The sequence below is a fragment of the Exiguobacterium sp. UBA6309 genome (assembly GCF_002439205.1).
Classification (GTDB): domain Bacteria; phylum Bacillota; class Bacilli; order Exiguobacteriales; family Exiguobacteriaceae; genus Exiguobacterium_A.
In genome coordinates this window covers 24,666-44,821 of sequence record NZ_DJTL01000005.1, presented here as the reverse complement: position 1 = coordinate 44,821, position 20,156 = coordinate 24,666, and the positions used below count along the sequence as shown (strand labels likewise).

At 48.2% G+C, this 20,156-nt stretch carries 19 protein-coding genes; 7 read left to right on the top strand and 12 right to left on the bottom strand.

Annotated elements, in window-relative coordinates; all coding sequences use genetic code 11:
* Positions 1 to 22: 22 nt before the first annotated feature.
* The 4 genes from glnA to hflX form a co-directional block, all read right to left on the bottom strand.
* Positions 23 to 1,369 carry a type I glutamate--ammonia ligase gene (glnA, locus tag B3M90_RS00330; RefSeq protein WP_290755512.1) on the bottom strand — a complete coding sequence of 449 codons (1,347 nt, stop codon included), beginning with the start codon at positions 1,367 to 1,369 and terminating at the stop codon, positions 23 to 25.
* A gap of 45 nt (positions 1,370 to 1,414) precedes the next feature.
* Positions 1,415 to 1,813, bottom strand: a complete 399-nt coding sequence (locus B3M90_RS00325; RefSeq protein WP_023467758.1) for a MerR family transcriptional regulator — start codon at positions 1,811 to 1,813, stop codon at positions 1,415 to 1,417.
* A 141-nt stretch (positions 1,814 to 1,954) separates the two neighbouring features.
* Positions 1,955 to 3,232, bottom strand: a complete 1,278-nt coding sequence (locus B3M90_RS00320; protein ID WP_290782044.1) for an aminotransferase class I/II-fold pyridoxal phosphate-dependent enzyme — start codon at positions 3,230 to 3,232, stop codon at positions 1,955 to 1,957.
* Positions 3,233 to 3,234: 2 nt separating this feature from the next.
* Entirely contained in the window at positions 3,235 to 4,476 is a 1,242-nt protein-coding gene (gene hflX / locus B3M90_RS00315) for a GTPase HflX (RefSeq protein ID WP_034785946.1), read from the bottom strand.
* 139 nt (positions 4,477 to 4,615) lie between these two features.
* Between hflX and B3M90_RS00310 the strand changes: the two genes are divergently transcribed.
* Together B3M90_RS00310 and B3M90_RS00305 are read left to right on the top strand one after the other, a co-directional pair.
* Positions 4,616 to 5,587: a tyrosine-type recombinase/integrase gene (locus B3M90_RS00310; protein ID WP_290782041.1), complete on the top strand. Its 972-nt coding sequence runs from the start codon at positions 4,616 to 4,618 to the stop codon at positions 5,585 to 5,587.
* Between the two features lie 41 nt (positions 5,588 to 5,628).
* A complete protein-coding gene (locus B3M90_RS00305) occupies positions 5,629 to 6,021 on the top strand; it encodes a DUF2283 domain-containing protein (RefSeq protein ID WP_290782039.1) in 393 nt (130 codons plus the stop codon).
* 42 nt (positions 6,022 to 6,063) lie between these two features.
* Here the strand turns inward: B3M90_RS00305 and hfq are convergent, their stop codons facing one another.
* Both hfq and miaA read right to left on the bottom strand, forming a co-directional pair.
* The gene (gene hfq, locus B3M90_RS00300; RefSeq protein ID WP_023467753.1) at positions 6,064 to 6,312 is read right to left on the bottom strand and encodes an RNA chaperone Hfq; all 249 of its coding nucleotides are present in this window, start codon (positions 6,310 to 6,312) and stop codon (positions 6,064 to 6,066) included.
* 48 nt (positions 6,313 to 6,360) lie between these two features.
* Positions 6,361 to 7,287 (bottom strand): tRNA (adenosine(37)-N6)-dimethylallyltransferase MiaA, encoded by a 927-nt coding sequence (gene miaA / locus B3M90_RS00295; RefSeq protein WP_290782036.1) that lies wholly within the window; start codon positions 7,285 to 7,287, stop codon positions 6,361 to 6,363.
* Between the two features lie 509 nt (positions 7,288 to 7,796).
* On the opposite strand from miaA, the gene B3M90_RS00290 reads away from it, so the two are divergent.
* Entirely contained in the window at positions 7,797 to 8,324 is a 528-nt protein-coding gene (locus B3M90_RS00290; RefSeq protein ID WP_290782034.1) for a hypothetical protein, read from the top strand.
* Between the two features lie 35 nt (positions 8,325 to 8,359).
* Here the strand turns inward: B3M90_RS00290 and B3M90_RS00285 are convergent, their stop codons facing one another.
* Positions 8,360 to 9,358 (bottom strand): ABC transporter permease, encoded by a 999-nt coding sequence (locus B3M90_RS00285; protein WP_214855351.1) that lies wholly within the window; start codon positions 9,356 to 9,358, stop codon positions 8,360 to 8,362.
* A complete protein-coding gene (locus tag B3M90_RS00280) occupies positions 9,351 to 10,271 on the bottom strand; it encodes an ABC transporter ATP-binding protein (protein WP_214855349.1) in 921 nt (306 codons plus the stop codon). Before B3M90_RS00280 ends, B3M90_RS00285 begins: the two co-directional genes overlap by 8 nt.
* Before the next feature lie 126 nt (positions 10,272 to 10,397).
* On the opposite strand from B3M90_RS00280, the gene B3M90_RS00275 reads away from it, so the two are divergent.
* Positions 10,398 to 11,162 (top strand): SGNH/GDSL hydrolase family protein, encoded by a 765-nt coding sequence (locus B3M90_RS00275; RefSeq protein WP_214855347.1) that lies wholly within the window; start codon positions 10,398 to 10,400, stop codon positions 11,160 to 11,162.
* A 38-nt stretch (positions 11,163 to 11,200) separates the two neighbouring features.
* On the opposite strand, the gene B3M90_RS00270 is transcribed toward B3M90_RS00275, so the two are convergent.
* Positions 11,201 to 11,551 (bottom strand): DoxX family protein, encoded by a 351-nt coding sequence (locus tag B3M90_RS00270; protein WP_035408747.1) that lies wholly within the window; start codon positions 11,549 to 11,551, stop codon positions 11,201 to 11,203.
* A gap of 205 nt (positions 11,552 to 11,756) precedes the next feature.
* Between B3M90_RS00270 and B3M90_RS00265 the strand changes: the two genes are divergently transcribed.
* Both B3M90_RS00265 and B3M90_RS00260 read left to right on the top strand, forming a co-directional pair.
* Complete coding sequence (locus B3M90_RS00265) at positions 11,757 to 12,887, top strand: S1C family serine protease (RefSeq protein ID WP_035408750.1); 1,131 nt, start codon at positions 11,757 to 11,759, stop codon at positions 12,885 to 12,887.
* Positions 12,888 to 12,963: 76 nt separating this feature from the next.
* On the top strand, positions 12,964 to 14,211 hold the full coding sequence (locus B3M90_RS00260) for a lysine N(6)-hydroxylase/L-ornithine N(5)-oxygenase family protein (RefSeq protein WP_214855341.1): 1,248 nt from the start codon (positions 12,964 to 12,966) through the stop codon (positions 14,209 to 14,211).
* A gap of 80 nt (positions 14,212 to 14,291) precedes the next feature.
* Here B3M90_RS00260 and B3M90_RS00255 read toward each other — a convergent pair whose 3' ends face one another.
* Positions 14,292 to 15,152, bottom strand: a complete 861-nt coding sequence (locus tag B3M90_RS00255; protein WP_290776929.1) for a DUF4003 family protein — start codon at positions 15,150 to 15,152, stop codon at positions 14,292 to 14,294.
* 124 nt (positions 15,153 to 15,276) lie between these two features.
* The gene (locus tag B3M90_RS00250) at positions 15,277 to 16,989 is read right to left on the bottom strand and encodes an ABC transporter ATP-binding protein (protein WP_290782029.1); all 1,713 of its coding nucleotides are present in this window, start codon (positions 16,987 to 16,989) and stop codon (positions 15,277 to 15,279) included.
* Positions 16,990 to 17,183: 194 nt separating this feature from the next.
* Between B3M90_RS00250 and B3M90_RS00245 the strand changes: the two genes are divergently transcribed.
* On the top strand, positions 17,184 to 18,617 hold the full coding sequence (locus tag B3M90_RS00245; RefSeq protein WP_290782027.1) for a C40 family peptidase: 1,434 nt from the start codon (positions 17,184 to 17,186) through the stop codon (positions 18,615 to 18,617).
* A 296-nt stretch (positions 18,618 to 18,913) separates the two neighbouring features.
* On the opposite strand, the gene B3M90_RS00240 is transcribed toward B3M90_RS00245, so the two are convergent.
* Positions 18,914 to 20,104 carry a helix-turn-helix domain-containing protein gene (locus B3M90_RS00240; RefSeq protein WP_290782024.1) on the bottom strand — a complete coding sequence of 397 codons (1,191 nt, stop codon included), beginning with the start codon at positions 20,102 to 20,104 and terminating at the stop codon, positions 18,914 to 18,916.
* Between the last annotated feature and the right edge of the window lie 52 nt (positions 20,105 to 20,156).

Sequence of the window (20,156 nt, the reverse complement as noted above, 5' to 3'; positions counted from 1 at the left end):
ACTTTTTTTGTTTTTTCTTATATTAGAACAAGACCATGTACTGATCGCGTTCCCATTCCGTGACTTGCGTCCGGAACATATCCCATTCGATTTCTTTCAATTCAACGAAGTGCTCTGCGATGTGATCGCCGAGAGCGTGCATGACGACGTCATCCGCTTTCAAGACTTCGAGTGCGTGGCTGAGTGTTGATGGAAGATCATCGATTCCGTTCGCAACGCGTTCCGGTTTGTCCATGACGTAGATGTTACGGTCGATTGGAGCCGGTGCTTTCAAGTTGTTCTTGATTCCATCAAGACCTGAAGCGAGCAATGTCGCAAGCGCAAGGTACGGGTTCGCTGCTGGATCGACTGAACGAACTTCGATACGAGTCGAGAGTCCACGTGCTGCAGGAACACGGACGAGTGGTGAACGGTTACGTGCTGACCATGCGACGTAGCAAGGTGCTTCGTAGCCAGGAACAAGACGTTTGTATGAGTTGACTGTCGGGTTACAAACTGCTGTGAAGGCACGTGCGTGTTTGAGGATACCTGCTGTGAAGGCACGTGCATCATCCGACAATTGCATGTCTTCGTTGCCTTCATCGAAGAAGACGTTCTCGTTGCCTTTGAAGAGCGACATGTTCGCGTGCATTCCTGATCCGTTGACTCCGAAGAGTGGTTTTGGCATGAATGTCGCGTGCAAGTTGTGCTTCGCCGCGATCGTCTTGACAACAAGTTTGAACGTTTGGATGTTATCCGCTGTCGTGATCGCATCCGCATATTTGAAGTCGATTTCGTGCTGACCTGGAGCGACTTCGTGGTGTGATGCTTCGATTTCAAAGCCCATGTTCTCGAGCTCGATGACGATTTCTTTACGGCAATTTTCACCAAGATCGACTGGTGCGAGGTCGAAGTATCCACCTTGGTCGTTCAATTCAAGTGTCGGACGACCTTTTTCATCTTTCTTGAAGAGGAAGAATTCTGGCTCTGGTCCAACGTTGAATGATGTGAAACCGAGTTCTTCCATATCTTTAAGTACCCGTTTGAGCTGACCACGTGGGTCTCCTGCGAACGGCGAGCCATCCGGATTATGGATGTCACAGATTAAACGTGCAACTTTCCCTGTTCCATCTTCTGTCCATGGGAAGACGACCCATGTGTTTAAGTCTGGGAAGAGATACATATCTGATTCTTCGATCCGGACGAATCCTTCAATCGATGAACCATCGAACATCATTTTGTTATCAAGTGCTTTTTCCAATTGGCTTACTGGAATTTCAACGTTCTTGATCGTTCCGAGGATATCTGTGAACTGTAAGCGAATGAAGCGTACATCCTCAGCTTTAGCGATTTTCAAAATGTCTTCTCGTGTAATGTTGCGACGTGTCATGTGACAAATCCCCTCTCCGATTCGTTTTTATATGGTTACAGGTCCTTACTTGAAGAAACGCCCGAGCTCACCTTGGATGAGCGACGTCTTTCCATGTCGTCCTGCTTCCTTCAATTCATTTTTCAGGAGTTTATACAATTCGCCGTCAGATAGTTCCGGGCGCGTCTCGACGACGCTCTCCGCAACGCGTTCGCGTTTGACGAGATCGTTTTCGAAAATCAATTTGATCCCTGCGATATTCAGTCCCTGATCCAGGTATTCCTTAATCGACAACAGTCGATCGACATCGTTGAACGAATAGAGGCGACGCTTCGTCTCTGTCCGCTCCGGCTTAATCAGTCCCTGTTCTTCGTAATATCGGATCTGGCGGGCAGATAACGCGGTCAACTCTTGAACGACTCCGATGGGAAATAGTGGCTTGGACTGGCGTGATGAGTCTGCCATGTGGTTCCTCCTTTTTCCTTACTCCATGAGAATAAACCTCTGTCAGGCAACTTGTCAAGCGATGTAAGAAAAGTTAACACAACTTTTTTAATCACTTTACTCGAAGTCGTTCAGAGGTCGTTTTCACGAGATATGCTAGTATTAAACGTTTTTTTCTGGAATTAATTGTTTTTCCATCAAGTGATTGACGGCTGAGATAATCGCGATCTTGACGTGGCTATACGTTAAACCACCTTGGACGTATGCAGTATAGGGTGCACGGATCGGACCATCCGCTGACAACTCGATCGATGAGCCTTGTACGAACGTTCCTGCTGCCATGATGACATCGTCCGCATATCCCGGCATATAATCCGGAATTGGTAACGCATGTGCATTGACGGGTGAAGCAGCTTGGATCGCCTGACAGAAAGCAATCATCGGCTCCGGCGCATGGAACGAGACCGATTGAATCAAATCCGTCCGTTCTGCCGTATGGTGCGGTGCCGTGTCAAAGCCGAACTGACCGAGCATGCTTGACGTGAACATCGCACCCATCAACGCTTGGCTGACCGTATGTGGTGCCATATAGAAACCTTGATACATATCCGGAAGTGCGGATAACGATGGACCGGCTTCGGCGCCAATCCCTGGCGTCGTCATCCGGAACGATGCCCGTTCGATCAAGTCCGTTCGACCGACGAGATAACCGCCAGTCTTCGCAAGACCACCACCCGGATTCTTGATCAACGACCCTGCCATCAAGTCTGCCCCGACGTGCGTCGGTTCGATCGTCTCGACGAATTCACCATAGCAGTTATCGACGAAAATCAAGACATGGGGATGAGCGTCTTTGATGGCGGCGATCGCTTCACCGATTTCATTAACCGGTAGACTGCGTCGCGTCGCATACCCTTTTGAACGCTGAATCCCGACGACCTTCGTCTGCGGTGTGATCCGTTCGAGAACGGCCGGTACGTCGATCGTCTCGGCGTTTTTCATCTCGACGACATCATAGTGGACGCCCAGTTCCTTTAATGAACCGCGTCCGTCACCACGAATTCCGACGATCTCTTCGAGCGTGTCGTATGGTTTTCCTGTGATATAGAGCAGTTCATCGCCCGGCAATAACAAACCGAACAACGCGATACCGATTGCGTGGGTGCCGCTGATGATTTGTGGACGACAAAGACCGGCTTCCGCACCGAAGACGTCGGCATAGATCCGTTCGAGCGTATCGCGTCCTTCATCGTTGTAGCCGTAACCTGTTGACGGCATGAAATGAAAATCACTGACCTTGTGACGCCGAAACGCATCAAGGACACGGAATTGATTATATTCCGCGACCTCTTGCGCCTTCTTGACGTACGGAGCGATCTGTTCCTCCGCCCGGTCAATGAGCGGACGAAGCGTTTCGTAATGGATTAATTCTGAAAACATGTTTACACCTCGTATTGTTTCAATGTCGCGTATAGACGCGTATCTTTACGCAAGTAACCTTTTAGAATGACGGAACCATCTTCTTCGAACGATTCCTTCAAGTTCATCATGACTTCCTTTGCCGGATTGTAATGAGCAAAACCATCAACCGGGATGCGGATCTCGAGATACTCGAGGATCTCACTGATTGAACGTTCGATCTCTTCAATCAAACGCTCGATGTCCTGCGGATCAAGTGCAGAGATCAACAGTTTCCCGCCTGTAAACAAGCGGTTCAGCTGATCCTTCTTGTTGTAGACTTCTAGCTGCGGGATGTCACCGGCACCGAGTTCATCGAGAACATCGTTCGTCGTCTGCATCTGGTTCAAGTAATGCTCACTCGACGCATCGACGACGTGGAGGATCAAGTCCGCTTCTAGCACTTCCTCGAGTGTCGAACGGAACGCTGCGATCAACTTTGTCGGCAGATCTTGAATGAAACCGACCGTATCCGTCAGGAGGATTTGCCCACCTTCTGGCAAATCGACTTGACGTGTCAACGGATCGAGCGTCGCGAACAACTCATCCTTTTCGTATGTGTCGGCTTGAGTCAATCGGTTGAAGATCGTTGATTTGCCGGCATTCGTATAACCAACGAGTGCGATTTGGAACGTCTGGTTCTCTTTGCGACGTTCCCGGTAACGGGCACGATGCGCGACGGATGTCTCGAGTTGTTTCGAAATCTCATCGACGCGGCGCCGGATATGACGACGATCCGTCTCGAGTTTCGACTCACCTGGTCCACGTGTTCCAATTCCGCCACCAAGACGTGACAGTTGTGTTCCCTGCCCAGCAAGACGTGGCAACAGATAACTCATCTGTGCCAGTTCGACCTGCAATTTCCCTTCGCGTGATTGGGCACGTCCAGCGAAGATATCGAGAATCAACTGCGTCCGGTCGATCAACTTGATCGCTTCCGGGTCTGATAAGGCAATCCGGATATTTTTCATTTGACCGGGCGTGACTTCGGCATTGAATATGATTAAATCAGGTTCAAGTTCGTCTGCTAACGCAACGAGTTCCTCAACCTTTCCTTTTCCGATGAACGTACGGCGGTCAATCGCTTGTCGTTTCTGATCCAAACGACCGACGACGACACCATGCGCAGTCGTTACGAGTGCTTCGAGCTCCGCGACCGATTCTTCATAGACATGGTCCGGGACACCGGGGAGCTGGCAACCAACGACGATGACGCGTTCTGACATAATATCATTCCTTTCACGAGTAAAGACGTACTGCGCCCCTTATCATACCACAGCCACCGGTTCGTCTGAACTTTTTTGGACAGGAAACATCCGTTCGGTTTATGATGGAAGAAACACCATTACGAAAGGGAGGAAAACGATGGCACGCGAACAGTCGTATACGCTTCCAGAGTTCATTGAACGCTACCTATTTTATTTAACGACAAGCGGACGACAACTTTCGACCGTCCGGCGCTATCGGTACGATTTAATCGAAGTCCACCGCTATATGACGGATGTCGATCAACCACTTGAGACGATCGATGATTTCAAGGCGATTTCGATCGAGACGTGGAAGACGTTCATCAATGAGTACTTGATCGAAGAGAAACTCTACCAACAAGCGACGGTCGCCCGAATCGTCACCGTCATCAATCAAGTCAATTACCAAATTCGACAAACGAAGGCGAAGCTGATCGAATACGCACAACCGACACATGAATTGACGGCAAAACACGTCGCTTCCTTTAAGGAATACGAGCAACTCGTCCGAACGAATCAATCCGATCGCGGCTTGACGGAACATCAATTGAAGGCCCGTCCATATTTGATTGATCGAAACGAACTGATTCTCCGCCTGTTTTATCGCTACGGTTTACGCGTCCATCACATCATCGGCTTAAAGATGCACGATCTCAACTTCGCCCAGCAAGAGATGACCGTTCACGACCGACTTGGTAATCGTTACCTGCTTCATCTCGAGCGGGAAGATCAAGATATCATGTTGCGTTACTTGAAGACGATTCCGGAGCCGGTCCGCCCCCGTTATCACAGCACCGATCCCTTTTTCGTCGCCTTCGACTTCGCACGGATGACGTTCCGCTGGGTCTATAGTAAGAATGCACCAAAGCAATTGTCGATCGTCATGATCACGAAGATGATGCGTCAGCTGAATGAACGGTCCGATAATAAACGGATCTTGACGCCGTCGATGTTACGCAACAGTTTCATTTTAAAAACGTATCAGGACGAGATGACGAAAGAAGAACGCCTGCAGAAGACGTGTCTTTATAAGGATGTCTCGCTCCGGCGTTATGAAGAGGCGGTCGAGGCACTGACGCCGTTATTGTAAAAAATTCATTAGACTTGGAAGTGACATGAATGACGATTCGAATGACTTATGATCAAGAAGCAAAAATGGGATATCTATATCTATTTCCAAAAACATTTACTCCCGTAATTGAAGACACGGACGAGCTAGAAGAAAATGCATTCCTTAGCGTAGACGTTGATCAAGAGGGGCGCATCGTCGGAATCGAATTTTTTAATGAAGAGGCAAACGTGATCCGTGACAGTCTTGCCGATGCATTCCTTTATGAGGAACAAGCAACTTGTTTCTCGCTTCGATTGCGAAACATGGTTCCGAAAAGTTCGTGCCTTCTTCAAGGGGTAACGTTCTACTTTGCTGAAACCGATCATACCGGATTCATCGGATTTGATATCCTCGACTTGGAGCGATATCCTGTCGAGGTTCTTCGTACGCTTGCTCAGCCAGCTTATAAATAATAAATTGAACAAAAAAAGACGACCCCCCGGTCGTCTTTTTCATTAGCGAGAGACTTCTTGTGTCTCTTCTTGCTCATATAACGTCACGTTGCGCGCTGGTGCGAACGTCGAGATCGCGTGTTTGTAGATTAATTGCTGTTTGCCTTCTGACTCCAAAATGACCGTGAAGTTATCAAATGACTTGATCAGCCCCCGTAATTGATACCCGCTGATTAAGAAAACCGTCGTTGGGACTGCATCTTTCCGTAATTGATTTAAAAAGACGTCCTGAATGTTGTATGTCGCTTTCATGATTCCCCGTGCCCCCTCTTTTTATCTGTTTCTGTCTTCGGGCAACTCTTATTTAACCGCTTTCAGAAACTCTACAGTTCTATCATAGATAATTTTGAACGTTTCTTCAAATGAAAACTTTCCCATATCTACCCAAACGCCATCAAATTGATGACGGAACCAGGTCAATTGGCGTTTGGCGAAGCGTCGTGTGTTCCGTTTTAGCATGTCAACAGCAGGATCGAGTGGTGCTCCGTCAAGAACAGGTAACATCTCTTTATAACCAATCGCTTGCAACGCCTTCGTCTGTCGATACCCGGCAGCGTCCAGACGCGCCACTTCCTCTAGAAGGCCACTGTCGACCATCATGTCTACCCGCTGATCAATCCGGTCATACAAACGATCCCGGTCTTTCATGTGTAAAACGAACAACAAACTCTCGTAGAGTGCCGGTTGACTGCCAGTCGTTTGTGTCTGACCAGTCCGCGCGACCTCGATCGCCCGAACGACCCGCTGGATGTTATTCGGATGAATCGCTTCTGCGCGCACCGGATCGAGTTCCTTTAACCGATCATGTAGTGCAGTTGCTCCATGTGTTGCCGCATACGCTTCGAGTTCAGCCCGTAAGGCTGGATCTTCTGCCTGCTCAGTAAACTGGTAGTCATATAAAATTGAACGGATGTAAAGCCCTGTTCCGCCGACGATGATCGGCAACTTACCACGGCTCGCGATCTCATCGATCGTTGCTCGGGCAACCGTTTGGAAACGGGCTACACTCATCTCGTCGTCCGGTGTAACGAGATCAAGCAGATGATGCGGCACTCCTTCCATCTCTTCGGTCGTCACTTTTGCCGATCCGATGTCCATCCCTTGATAGACTTGAACCGAATCTCCGGATAAGACCTCTCCGTTTAGTCGTTTTGCGAGTTCAATGCCTGTCTTCGTTTTTCCGACTGCCGTCGGTCCGACGATGACGATAACTGGTTGTTTCTTCATTCTGCTTCACCCATTCTTTATCTTTTTCATTTTTGATTCGAGTGTACCACAGCCACTTACTCGGATTAAAAAAATCCACAAAAAAACCGCCCTCCTTGGACGGTTCCACACTTACTTGTCTTATACGCGACGGATGAAATCGTCATAGATGGCACTAAAGATGCACCATCCACAAATGACGACGCCTGTCAGCATGATGCTCCAATCTGCCATGGTCGTTCCTCCTCTAGTCATCGTTATTCTCTCTTTTGACGGTTTGAATGGTTTGTAAACCCTTTCGAGCAGGTTTGACACCAATTCTTGGAATCAGTATGATAAAAGTACGATTGGTACGTAGCGCGGAGGCTGACCTGCATCGGCTTCCTATTAGAGGCACTGCCTCTCGATTCCATGTCTTGTGTTGGCACGAGGCGACATAGGAAGATTTCCTTCTTCCACAGAACAGGTCCGGCATCATGCCCGGGCCTGTTCTGTGTGCTAGTAGATTATTTCGAAAGGAGCTGGTTCTCGTGCGCATTCAAATCATTGGTGGGTCTGGTACTGGAAAAAGTACACTAGGTGCATTCATCGGACAATCGGAACGGATTGCGTGGATCGATACCGACCATTATCTCTGGAAAGATACGAAGTTCACTGAAAAACGTGACGTCTCCGAGCGATTTTCCATGTATGAAGCAGATATACTGACTTACCGTGATTACGTCGTCTCCGGTTCCGTCTTCGCCTGGCACCCGGATGGTTTCACCAATCGGGACTTGCTCGTCTTCCTGTCGCTCGACGAATCGCTCCGGATGGAACGGCTCATCGCACGCGAAGCAGCACGTTATCCTGACTTTTCAGGATCAAATGAGTTCCTCGACTGGTGCCGGACGTATCATACAGCGACGGACCCGAAGATGATCGGCACGTTCGCGGAACACCAATTGCAAATGGAACGGTCGGTTTCCCCTGTTCTAAAATTAGACGCTTCCATACCGACACAGCTTCAGTATCAAAAAATAATGGAAACATACGACAAATTGCCTCATAAATCATGACAAACGGGTCCCCTCTTCAGGTGGACCCGTTTGTCTTAATACATATCTTTTTGCGTGAAGTTCCAGAAGGCAACGATTAGTGCCGCGGCCGTCCAACAACCGAGGACAGCAAGCGAAAACGGAAGTGTCATCCCTTCGATCGGTGGCGCTTGACCATCAAGGTAGTTAATCAGTCCAAAGTTGACGTTGACGAGATACTTCGAACTCGTCCAGCTCGAACCGAGCGTCGTCAGTAACGTACCGGAAATCAAAACTGCCATCATGATCCCGATGCCTGTCGCCGTATTCTTGACGAGAACGGAGACCATCAAGGCAATCGTCCCGACGACCGCCGTGACGATCCAGGCTAGACCGACCGCCATCAACAGATACTCCCACATCGGTAACGTATGCACGAATTCAGTCGAGAACGTTCCGCTCGGTGAAGCTTGGAATCCGGTCAAGATCGGTGCGGTCCAGCCGTCATAACCGAGGACGATTCCGGATATCGCATAACAGACGACGACGGTCAATGCCATCAGCATCGATGTATAAAGTAACACCGTCAACCATTTCGCCATGAGGATCTTCCAACGCCGGACCGGTCGCGACAGCAACGTCTTGATCGTTCCGTCATTTTGTTCCCCGCTGACGATGTCCGCCATGATGACGATGATGAACAGCGGTAAAATCAACGTCAATCCTTGCGAGAAGAAAATCCGGATGAACGTCGGGGCTCCCGGATAATTCGGATTGATGTCGTTATCGAGATAGTATTGGTTTTGTTTTAGGTCGAATTCAAGGAACTGACGGAACTCATCTTGAATACTGCTAGAAGCAAGACGGTTCTGTGTATCGACGATATCTTGTTGAAGTTCAACCCGCCAATCGAGTGTTCCTTGCTTTTTGATCTGTTCTTGAATGTCTCGATACTGTGCGTACGTAAACATTGAGACGAGGACGATGAGGATGATCGCAACGACAGCAAACCGACGTTTTGAAGCGATTTTCGTCACTTCATTTCGGACGAGACCGATCATGTTCGGATTACGCAATGTGATCGCCTCCCGTTAACGTGATGAACAGATCTTCAAGCGTCTGGACTTTCCGTTCGATCGTCCAAACTTCAACACCTGCTTCAAGCAACTGCTTGTTGAGTGCCGGCGTCTTACTAGCATCCATCAAGGTATGGACCGTATTCGCATCGACGACTTCGGATACTTGGACTAAATCAGAAGCCGATAAAATCTCGTTCGCCTTGAAGGCATCGTCGACACGCCAATCAACACCAGGAGCAAGCGACTCGACCAGCTCCTTGACCGTTCCGACTTGGACGATTTTACCGTAACTCATGATCGCGACACGATCGGCGAGCATCTCGATTTCAGCGAGAATATGACTCGAGACGAGGACCGACAGTCCCGTTTCCTCGACGAGCCGGCGTATGAATTGACGCAAATCCCGAATCCCCATCGGATCGAGACCATTCGTCGGTTCGTCGAGAATCAAGACGCTTGGGCGTCCGAGTAGTGCTTGGGCGATACCGAGACGCTGACGCATCCCGAGTGAGTATGTCCGGACTTGATCGTCGACCCGCGCCGTCAAATCGACGAGATCGATGACTTCCTGAATCCTTGCCTCGTCGACATTCGGTAACATCCGGGCGAAGACTTGTAAATTTTCACGACCTGTCAAATATTTATACAACTCCGGGTTCTCAACGATCGAACCAATCCGCTCCATCGCTTGGACGAACTGTTTGCGGACGTCGAAGTCACAGACTGTGATTTTACCGGACGTCGGTTTAATCAGTCCGACGAGCATCCGGATCGTCGTCGTTTTCCCTGCCCCGTTCGGTCCAAGGAAGCCGAAGACCTCACCCGGTTGAATTTCAAACGAGATATTATCGATGATCGTCTTTTTTCCGATCACCTTTGTTACATCTTCTAATTTCACTGTTGGTTTCACGTCTCTCACCTCTTATTGTCTATTCTAGCGGAATAATGAATCATTTGACTTGTCAGAACACTTCATTTCCGCACATTCTTTCTACATTTGCTACAATCAGGATAGAACCTAGAAGGAGGAACGTTCATGAAGCGATTACGCTGGTCCCTGTTTTTAACCGTTTCACTCTTACTGACCGCGCTGTTTGGTTACGGTTTCGTCAACGCCTATAGTGATGTCGTCAATCCACCGAAGCGTGCCGTCCTCACACCAACGAAGGAAGAACCTGTCAAAAAAGGCGGAACGTACGTCGCGCTTGGTGATTCCTTGACGCGTGGTGTCGGAGCATCTAACGGAAATAGTTATGCTGCTCTTGTCGGACGTGACCTCGTCAAAGCGAACACGGTCGAGCGTTTTCAGAATCTTGCCGTCAGTGGTGCCCGGACGGAAAATTTATTAAAACAACTCAAACAAAAAGAAGTCCTACGCTCAGTCAGTCAAGCGAAAGTCATCTCGGTGACGATCGGCGGAAATGACTTGTTCAATCGTGGCGAAGGTGTCACGAATTTCGATGCAAAGAAAACGGCCGCGACGATTACGACGGCTCAAGACAACTTAAAAAAGACGTTCCGGATTCTGCGCGAACAAAATCCGGATGCTGTCATCTTCTACGTCGGACTTTATAATCCTTTCCGGGCAACGGAAAACGGTGAGGCGTTCGATGTGATCGTGCAAGACTGGAATGCTAAATCCCGGACGCTCGGGATTGAATATGACGTCGAAATCATCGACACATTCAATCTCGTTCGCGACGTCAAACGTGATTTATCAAGCGATCAGTTCCATCCGAACGACTCTACCTATGAAGAGATCGCAAAAGCCGCATTACTTGCTGTCAATAAACGTTTCTAAAACAAAAAGCCGCCATTTCGGCGGCTTTTTGTTCCGATTCATTTCAGGCGTTTGGCCAAGGCGATCAGTCCCCATTGAAGCGGCAAACGTGTCCAGAGCAACCATGATGGAAGGCGCTTCCCATTGACCGGCTTCGGATTGACGGCCATATTGACGTTTGCCGGTAAGACCGCGTACAAAAAGGCCGGAAGCGTCTTACGAACGAGATGTACTCCTTTTCCTGTCAACAGCATGAGACCATAAGCGATCTCGATCACACCCGTTACTTGGACGAAAAAGCGCTTAAACGGAATGAACGACGGCATGATGCTGACAAACCCTTTCTCGTTGCGGAAATGACCAACTCCCGCAAACAATAATCCTGCTCCATAGACTAGACGTAATAGCATGATCATTCACTCTCTCTTTCCACTTTACGGATTCATTCGAAACAGCTTCAGTGTATCGAACTGATCCGATTATCTCAACTTTTAGAAATTGTCGTCGAATTATGGGGAATGATGAGTCATTTCGGAATGTCTCCCGTAATCAGGTGACAAGTCGCTTCATTTGCTATGATGAAGTCAGAAATCATACAGGAAGGGATGACGACTTATGGCTGGAAAAACAAAAGGACTTTTACCTGGATTGACTGGAGGAATCATCGGTGCCGTTCTGACGGCAACGATCGCGTTTCCGATTTTACTCGATCAAGAGCAACAGGTCGCGGACACACCACTCTCAAACGGAATGCCAAAACAAGTCTCGACGACGTCGAATGATCCAGTGACGAATGCAGTCGCCACTGCTCAAAAATCCGTTGTAACGGTGACGAATTATCAAACCGGTAATGCGATGTCGCAAAAAGAAGCAGCTGCCGGCTCGGGATCTGGTGTCATTTATAAAAAAGAAAATGGAAAAGCATACATCATTACGAACCACCACGTCGTCGATGGCGCATCAAAACTTGATGTCACACTTAACAACGGTAAAACACTTCAAGCCAAATTACTCGGTAGTGACGAAACGTATGACTTAGCCGTGTTAGAAGTCGACGCAAACGACGTTCCAGGCGTCATCACACTCGGGAAATCGGCTGACTTAAAAGCCGGACAGACTGTCCTTGCAATTGGTAATCCACTTGGTGAATTCCAAAATTCCGTTACCCGCGGAATCGTCAGTTCGAAAGACCGGACTGTACCGGTCGATACGAATAACGATGGACAAGACGACTTTAATACAACGGTCATCCAGACGGATGCCGCGATCAATCCTGGTAACTCAGGCGGTGCCTTGATCAATGAACAAGGACAACTCGTCGGTATCAACTCGATGAAAATTGCCGAGTCGGGTGTTGAAGGTGTCGGTTTCAGTATTCCAATCGATGATGCATTACCAATCCTTAAACAACTTGAGACGAACGGTAAAGTCGAACATCCGACACTCGGTGTTTCCTTACAAGATGTGGCGGCGTTCCCTGCTGGATATTTAAAAGATCAAGTTAACTTACCAGACAGTCAAAAAACAGGTGTCGTCGTCATGTCAGTCGAACCGAACAGTCCAGCTGCTGCGGCTAAACTGAAAACAGGTGACGTGATCACGAAAATCAACGACTCCGAGATTAAAGGATTCGTCGATATCAAAACGGCACTCATCAAATCAGACGGTCCACTCTCACTGACAATCATCCGTGACGGAAAAACGATGACGGTCGAGACGAAAACAACGACGACCGACCAGCTGTAAACTTCAGCCTGACGTTTCGTCCGCCTTCCTTTTCGGGTATTGTTTTAGAACAATATCGAATTGGGAGGCTTTTTCTATGTATGACTTAATCGGCATCGGCATTGGTCCGATGAATTTAGGGTTGAGCGCACTGGCTCATCCGACAGATTTAAAAACGTTATTTTTTGACGAAAGCGAACAATTCTCATGGCATCCCGGCATGATGATTCAGGACTCGATGATGCAAACGAGCTTCATCTCCGATCTCGTCACACTTGCTGATCCGACGAGCGCATTTTCTTACCTTAATTACTTACGATCGATCCAACGTCTCCACACGTTTTACTTCTATGAAAAACTTCTGATTTCAAGACAAGGTTACAATGATTACTTACGCTGGGTGGCGACACAGCTTAATGATTTACGATTTTCAACCCGCGTCGTCGATGTGCAAGATACCGGTGATAGTTTTGAGGTCCTCGTCGAAGATGTCACAACCGGGAAACGGGAAACGTTCGAAGCACGGAACGTCGTCATCGGTACTGGCTCAAAGCCCGCGATTCCAGACACGTTTGACGAGCGTGTCATTCACAATACACAATATGTCATGAACAAGGCAGAACTGTTGCAGCGCAAAAAAATCAGTATCGTCGGCTCCGGTCAAAGTGCCGCCGAGATCTTCCTTGATCTTTTGACGACACCTGCTCCAGAGCGTCCTGAACTCGAATGGATTGCGCGTTCGACACTGTTTGAGACACTCGAGACCGGTAAACTCGGAGAAGAAATTTTTTCACCGAGCTATGTGATGTACTTCAATCAGCTCCCACTCAAAGTAAGACAAGAGTCGGTCAAGAAATTCGCCCGGTCTCAGAACGGCATCAGTCCAGAGACCCTGCAATCGATCTATGCCCACCTCTATGATTTGACGGAAGAAGAACAGCAACAAGTCGCGATTCGCGCGAATCTTGAAGTGAAAAAGATTACCTATGACGAACGGTTCACGATCGCGATGCAACATCAAGAGCTCGAAGATGAACGCTCGTCCAAAACAGATGCTGTCATCGCGGCAACCGGCTTTTCGCCATCCCTTCCAAGCTTCATTGATCGACTCGATATCGTGTTCGAAGCACCCAACGCTTGGAAAGTCGACGCGGACTATCAAATCGTGCGTTCCGTCGAGACGGCGCATCATCTTTACGCAACCGCTAATTTAGAGCTGTCACATGGTCCAGCAGCTGATAATCTCGGCATGTCTGTTTCGCGGAATCAGTTGATCTTGAACGCTGTCGCCGGTACGGAACTTTATCCGGTCGAACAACATGCGACGTTTACGACGTTTGATTAAGTCAGATGAGCATACAGTAAAACGGACGAGGTATGGTGCGCACCATACCTCGTCCGTTTTGTCTATTTCAATGCTTCACGTCACGGTTTTTTCGTTAGTTCTAGTGCAGCCAGTAACAATAACGTAGCTTGCACCCGTGTCACACCTGATTTAGCCAGTAACAGATGAAAGGCAATCAACCAGTTGACCTCGTCTGAAAATCGATTCCGTGCCCGCTCCCGGTCGACGATCCGGGTCACGTAAATCCAGTCGACACGTTCCATTGTAGGCAGTAACGCAAGAATCGGCATTAAACGATCCCAAATAATGATTTCTCTTCGCTCTAACAGTTCCCGCCAAGCAACGATTCGTTCTTGTTGCGCTGACGCATCCGGATGCGCTGCTAAGATCTGCGCCGTAATGACACGTTCACTCGTCCGTTCCATATATTGCGCAAGCCACTCTTCAAACGTATCAACGCGTTCTAAAAACGTATCTGGTAGTGGGTGCTGTTCAAGCAAGGTCGATGTCACGACGTATTGTTTCGCGGCATTTAGATGAGGTCGTGTCGCATGCAAGCGCTCCATGTAAGGGAACGCATCAATCACTTGTCGCCGGTTCAGCACTTCGTTGAGTGCAAAAAATGGGCGGACTCCTTTATCACGAATCAAGCGATGTTTAATCTTCTTTTCCGCGACGATGATTTCTTCGATGAGAACATCGGGATCCGTGCTATTCAATTGAACATGGGCGACAAGTAACGGTGTATAGCGGCTCCGAAGTGCTGAAAAACGCGACGTCTTATGTTTGATCGTCCGCATCAGCCGTTCGTAGACATTCTGTTCAAAAACGGTATCATGAATCGTGTAGGACAGCGCAAAAAAACGATGGAAATCATGTGACGATTCCTCCCGTAAGACGGGATAACTCTCATCATAGTTCTCACAGAATTGACCGTACATCCTTCCACCTCGCCTTCTTTTCTATAAATCGTTTTCCCTAAAATTGGTTTGTACAACCTTATTTTTAGACGAACAAAAAAAGGCGACAGAACATGTCCGTCGCCTCTCATTCTTTCAATTTGATTCAAACTCGTTGTCTCTCTAACAGACGGGAGAAGTAACCACCTTGATCCATTAGTTCATCATGCGAGCCTTCTTCGACGATGCCGTCCTTCGTGACGACGAAAATCTTATCGGCATTTCGAATCGTTGCTAAACGGTGGGCGATAACGAGCGTCGTCCGGTTCTCAGACAGCTCGGCAAGCGATTCTTGAATCAGTGCTTCCGTTTCTGTATCAAGGGCAGACGTCGCTTCATCAAGAATCAGAATCGGCGGGTTCTTCAGGAACATCCGCGCGATGGCGAGTCGTTGCTTTTGTCCACCCGACAATTTGAGTCCCCGTTCGCCGATTTGTGTCGCATACCCATCAGGTAGATCCGCGATCACCGGACCGAGATGGGCACGTTCTGCCGCTTGCACGATGTCTTCGTGCGTCGCATTCAAATCACCGTAGGCGATGTTTTCAGCGATCGTCCCTGAGAACAAAAAGACATCTTGCTGGACGATCCCGATTTGTTGTCGCAGAGACTCCTTCGTCATCTGCCGGATATCGATTCCGTCAATCGTGATTGCGCCATCTAGAACATCGTAAAAACGTGGAATCAACGAACAGATCGTCGTCTTCCCTGCCCCGGACGTTCCGACGAATGCGACCGTCTGACCAGGTTCGACCGTCAGATTGATGTGTTCTAAGATTAGACGATCCGCTTCATATCCGAATGCGACATCCTTGAACGTGATGCCACCGTTCAAGCGATCAACAACGAGCGCATCTGGCGCATCAGGTAAAGATGCATCTTCATCAATCATCGAAAGGAACCGCTTAAAGCCAGCCATCCCTTTCGGATACATCTCAAGCAATGCCGTAATCTTATCGATTGGCTTCAATAAGATATTCATGTAGAGAATGAAGCCGACGAGTTCTCCTGCCGTTAAGGCTTCGCGATGTGTCAAGTACGCACCGACGACTAAGACGGCAAGTGTCATCAAACGAGTCATCAAGTAGATGCCGGACAGGCTCTTACTCATGACCTTGTAGGCATTGATCTTCGACTGCCGGAACGTCGCGTTGTCTTTTTCAAAACGCTCGATTTCGTAAGCTTCGTTCGTGAACGACTGGACGACACGGACACCGGAAACACTGTCCTCGACGCGTGAATTGACTTCCGCGATATTACCGTACATCCGGTCCCATGATTTATTCATCCGGACGTTCGCATAGCTGATCAGCCAGATCAGGAATGGTACGGCAATGATTGTCACGAGCGCGAGTGGCACGTTGATCGTCAACATGATCGAGAATGCACCAAGCAAGGTCATGACGGCAATGAACGCATCTTCCGGACCATGATGGGCTAGTTCCCCGATATCAAACAAATCATTCGTGATCCGGCTCATGATATGACCCGTCTTCGTATTGTCAAAGAAACGAAACGACTGTTTCTGGACATGACTAAACAACTGACGACGCATATCGGTCTCGATGTTAATCCCGAGCTTATGTCCGAAATAGTTGACGACGAATTGCATCAGCGTACTGATGACGTAGAGCGCTAATAATCCGACGCTGACGAGGATGATCCAGTTCATCTCACCGTTTGGCAACAAGGAGTCGATGAACCACTGGACTGCGAGTGGAAAAGCAAGTTCTAACACCCCGACGAATAAGGCAGATATGAAATCGAGCCAGAATAAACGTTTATGTGGGATATAATATTGATAAAAACGGTGTAACATGTGTAGCCTCCTTCCGAGTACTTCTAGTGTACTTGAACTTTTTTGAAAATACTCCTTCTACCTATTCATTTTTTGAAAAACGGTATTACAGTTTTCCAGACAAAAATTATATTTTTAATTCAGGGGAATCAGCACTTTTTATGACAAAATGGTAACAACGATTTTTACCTATCTCTTGGAAGGAGCTATGTCACGTGAAAAAGACCGTTCTCGCCCTCACGACGCTCGCTTTGGTCGGTACCACAATTCCGGTTTCAGCCGCGTCAACGACACTGACTTTGACGGATAACGTCAACATTCGCACGGCTGCCTCGACTTCCGCGAAGGTCATCACGACGCTAAAAAAAGGTACGAAGCTGACAGCTGTCAAGAAAGTCAACAGCTGGTATGAAATCCGCTATCAGTCGAAACCAGCTTTCATTACTTCAGCATACGTCAAAGCAACGACGGAAAAGGCTCCGACAACTACGACCTACATAACGAACACCGATGCCGTCAACGTCCGGCAAAAAGCAACGACGAGTTCGAAATCACTCGGAAAACTGGCAAAGAATACTGTCTTGACTGTTCAGAAACAATCAGGTGATTGGTACCAAATCACATATAAGAAACAAACGGCCTATGTCCATGCGACGTTAGTCAGCAAAAAGACGTCGAACGTCACGACAAATTCAAAACCACCCGCAACGACTCCCGTCAAAAAAGTCGTTAAAGCGGTTGATCGATCAAAAGTCTACACGGTTAATGCGAAGGAAGGCTTGAACGCACGGACTGCTGCAGCGACGAACGCAAAAATCTACAAGACATTACCGCATCAGACGGTGCTCGATGTCACAGGTGCGGTTGATTCGTGGTACCAAGTCAAGCTTGACGGAAAAGAAGCATATGTCGCTTCGACCTATGTCAAAGCTTCAACAAAAGCATCACCACCAACAACACCGACGACTCCTGGAGTCTCTTTGACGCCAGTTGATGCCTCGAAGACGTATCGCGTCAATGCCCCAACCGGTCTGAATGTCCGTACGTTGCCTTCGACGTCGTCTAAAGTTTTCACACAAGTCGGACACGGTTCGACAGTCAATGTCACGGGTGAAACGACAGGTAAAGATAGCGGCTGGTACCAGATCAAGATCGGAACGGGTCTCTACTATGTCGCGAAGAGTTACATCACGACGGGATCCGTCACGACGACGCCTCCGGTCACTCCGACGACACCACCTGTGACGACCGTTCCCGGTTCGACATTGATGGAACGTGCCATTTCGATTGGGCAACAATATCTCGGAACACCATACGTTTGGGGATCTAGTAATCCAGTCAACGGTGGCTTCGACTGCTCTGGCTTCATCAACTACACGTTGAATGCCGCTGGCTATTCTGTCGGACGGACGAACGTCAACGGTTACTGGAATGATGACCGGTATCTTGGGGCGAAGCTCTCGAAACTGCGTCAACCGGCACGCGGCGATATCATCTTCTTCGAAAACACGTATGCCGCTGGTCCAACGCATATCGGCATCATGTTGAACAACGATCAGTTCATCCATGCGAACACACCATCACTCGGCATCAGTCGTCTTTCAGAACGGTACTGGACACAAAAACTGTTAGGCTTTAAATCACTTTAAGACATTTTTCATCCATCCCTTGGGGTGGATGTTTTTTTGTCTTACCGCTTCTCTTTTGGATATACTGGATATGGAAAGGATGTGTCCGCATGTCTTACAAAACACTTTATGTCCGACTTCTCTTTCTTGCCTTATTGATTTTTGGTGGCTCGATGCTCTTATTATATCCAGACGGGAGACGTCTATATCGGTCACTTGATCGTTTCCGTCGCCGCATGCGTCTTATTGATTTTCAGAAGAACGACATCCTCACACGAACAGGCATGAAGCGCACTCGCTTCATGCCTGTTTTTTCGTCATTGAACATTAACCAATGCTTGTATCTCTCGCTCAAGATCGCCTTTGAGCCGTTCACTTTGAAGGTCATCCTTCAATCGTAAAACATCCTCCAGTCGTTCCTGACCAATCCCTCGTTGCATCGCCAGTACGAGCGTCTGTAACATCATCGCTTGGTCGAATCCACTCGCGGCAAGCCACGCATCTTGCATCTCCCATATCTTATCGACGCTCTGCTGCAGCGTCTGATTCGATAATTCGATGCCGTTGACAAGGAGATGGACTTCGAGTTGTCCGATGTAATGCTTCGCGTCATCGATCGCTACAGTGACGAGTCTTTCCCACGCCATCTGCATGCCGTTCGTATCATTTTCGAAAATCGCGATGAGTCCTTTCGTCAAATCGACTTCGATCCGTCCAACGGCAGTCGTTTCACTAAATGCAAAAAACTGTTCCAATCGATCAAACTCCTGCTGTGATTGTTCGATTTCTCCTTCCAGATATAAAAACAGTCCGAGGAAACGTTGAAACGAAACGACATGATAATAGACATCTTGCTCTCGCATGTACTGAACCCCTTCACGCAATAAGGCGATCGCTTCTGTATAATGATCATCGAACAAACTTGCTCGAAGTGCACGCAAGATTTGGAAATTTAAATAGGTTTTTGGCGCCAGTGGAATCTCACGTGGTACATCCATTGCTTCGATCAGCTCGTACGCTTCCTTCGTCCGTTTGAGATTGAACAAAAAATAGACTGTCGAGATCTGAACGAGCAACTGCTCATCTTGGCGACCGAGCTGTTGAAAAATTCGCTCTGCTTTCTCGTAATATGTCAAACCAAGCTCCGGGTCAGACGCTCGGAGGGCATCGCCGTATTTATGGTAGACCTGCCCTTGCCAATAGGAAGTCGTTTTTGGAACCAAGTAAGGTTCTAGAAGTTCCTGAATTTTTTCGTCTGAAAAATATGGGGTATGCCGTGAACGGATTGTTTCGATGAGTTCCCGCATCTGAACATCGCGCGGATCGAGCATTAATTCTTCGACTGTCACCTGTAATCGCCTAGCAATCGCCTGTAATGCGGGTACAGACGGTGTCGCTTTCCCGTTTTCGACCATACTGAGCATTGACTTCGTGATGATGCCGGTCGCAACGTCCGTTTGCGTCATTTTTTTCTGTTTTCGGATCTGTTTGATACGTTCCCCTAACACACCGGTCACTCCTTTTATCATAAAAGTTAAATTATATTGAACTTTATCTTTA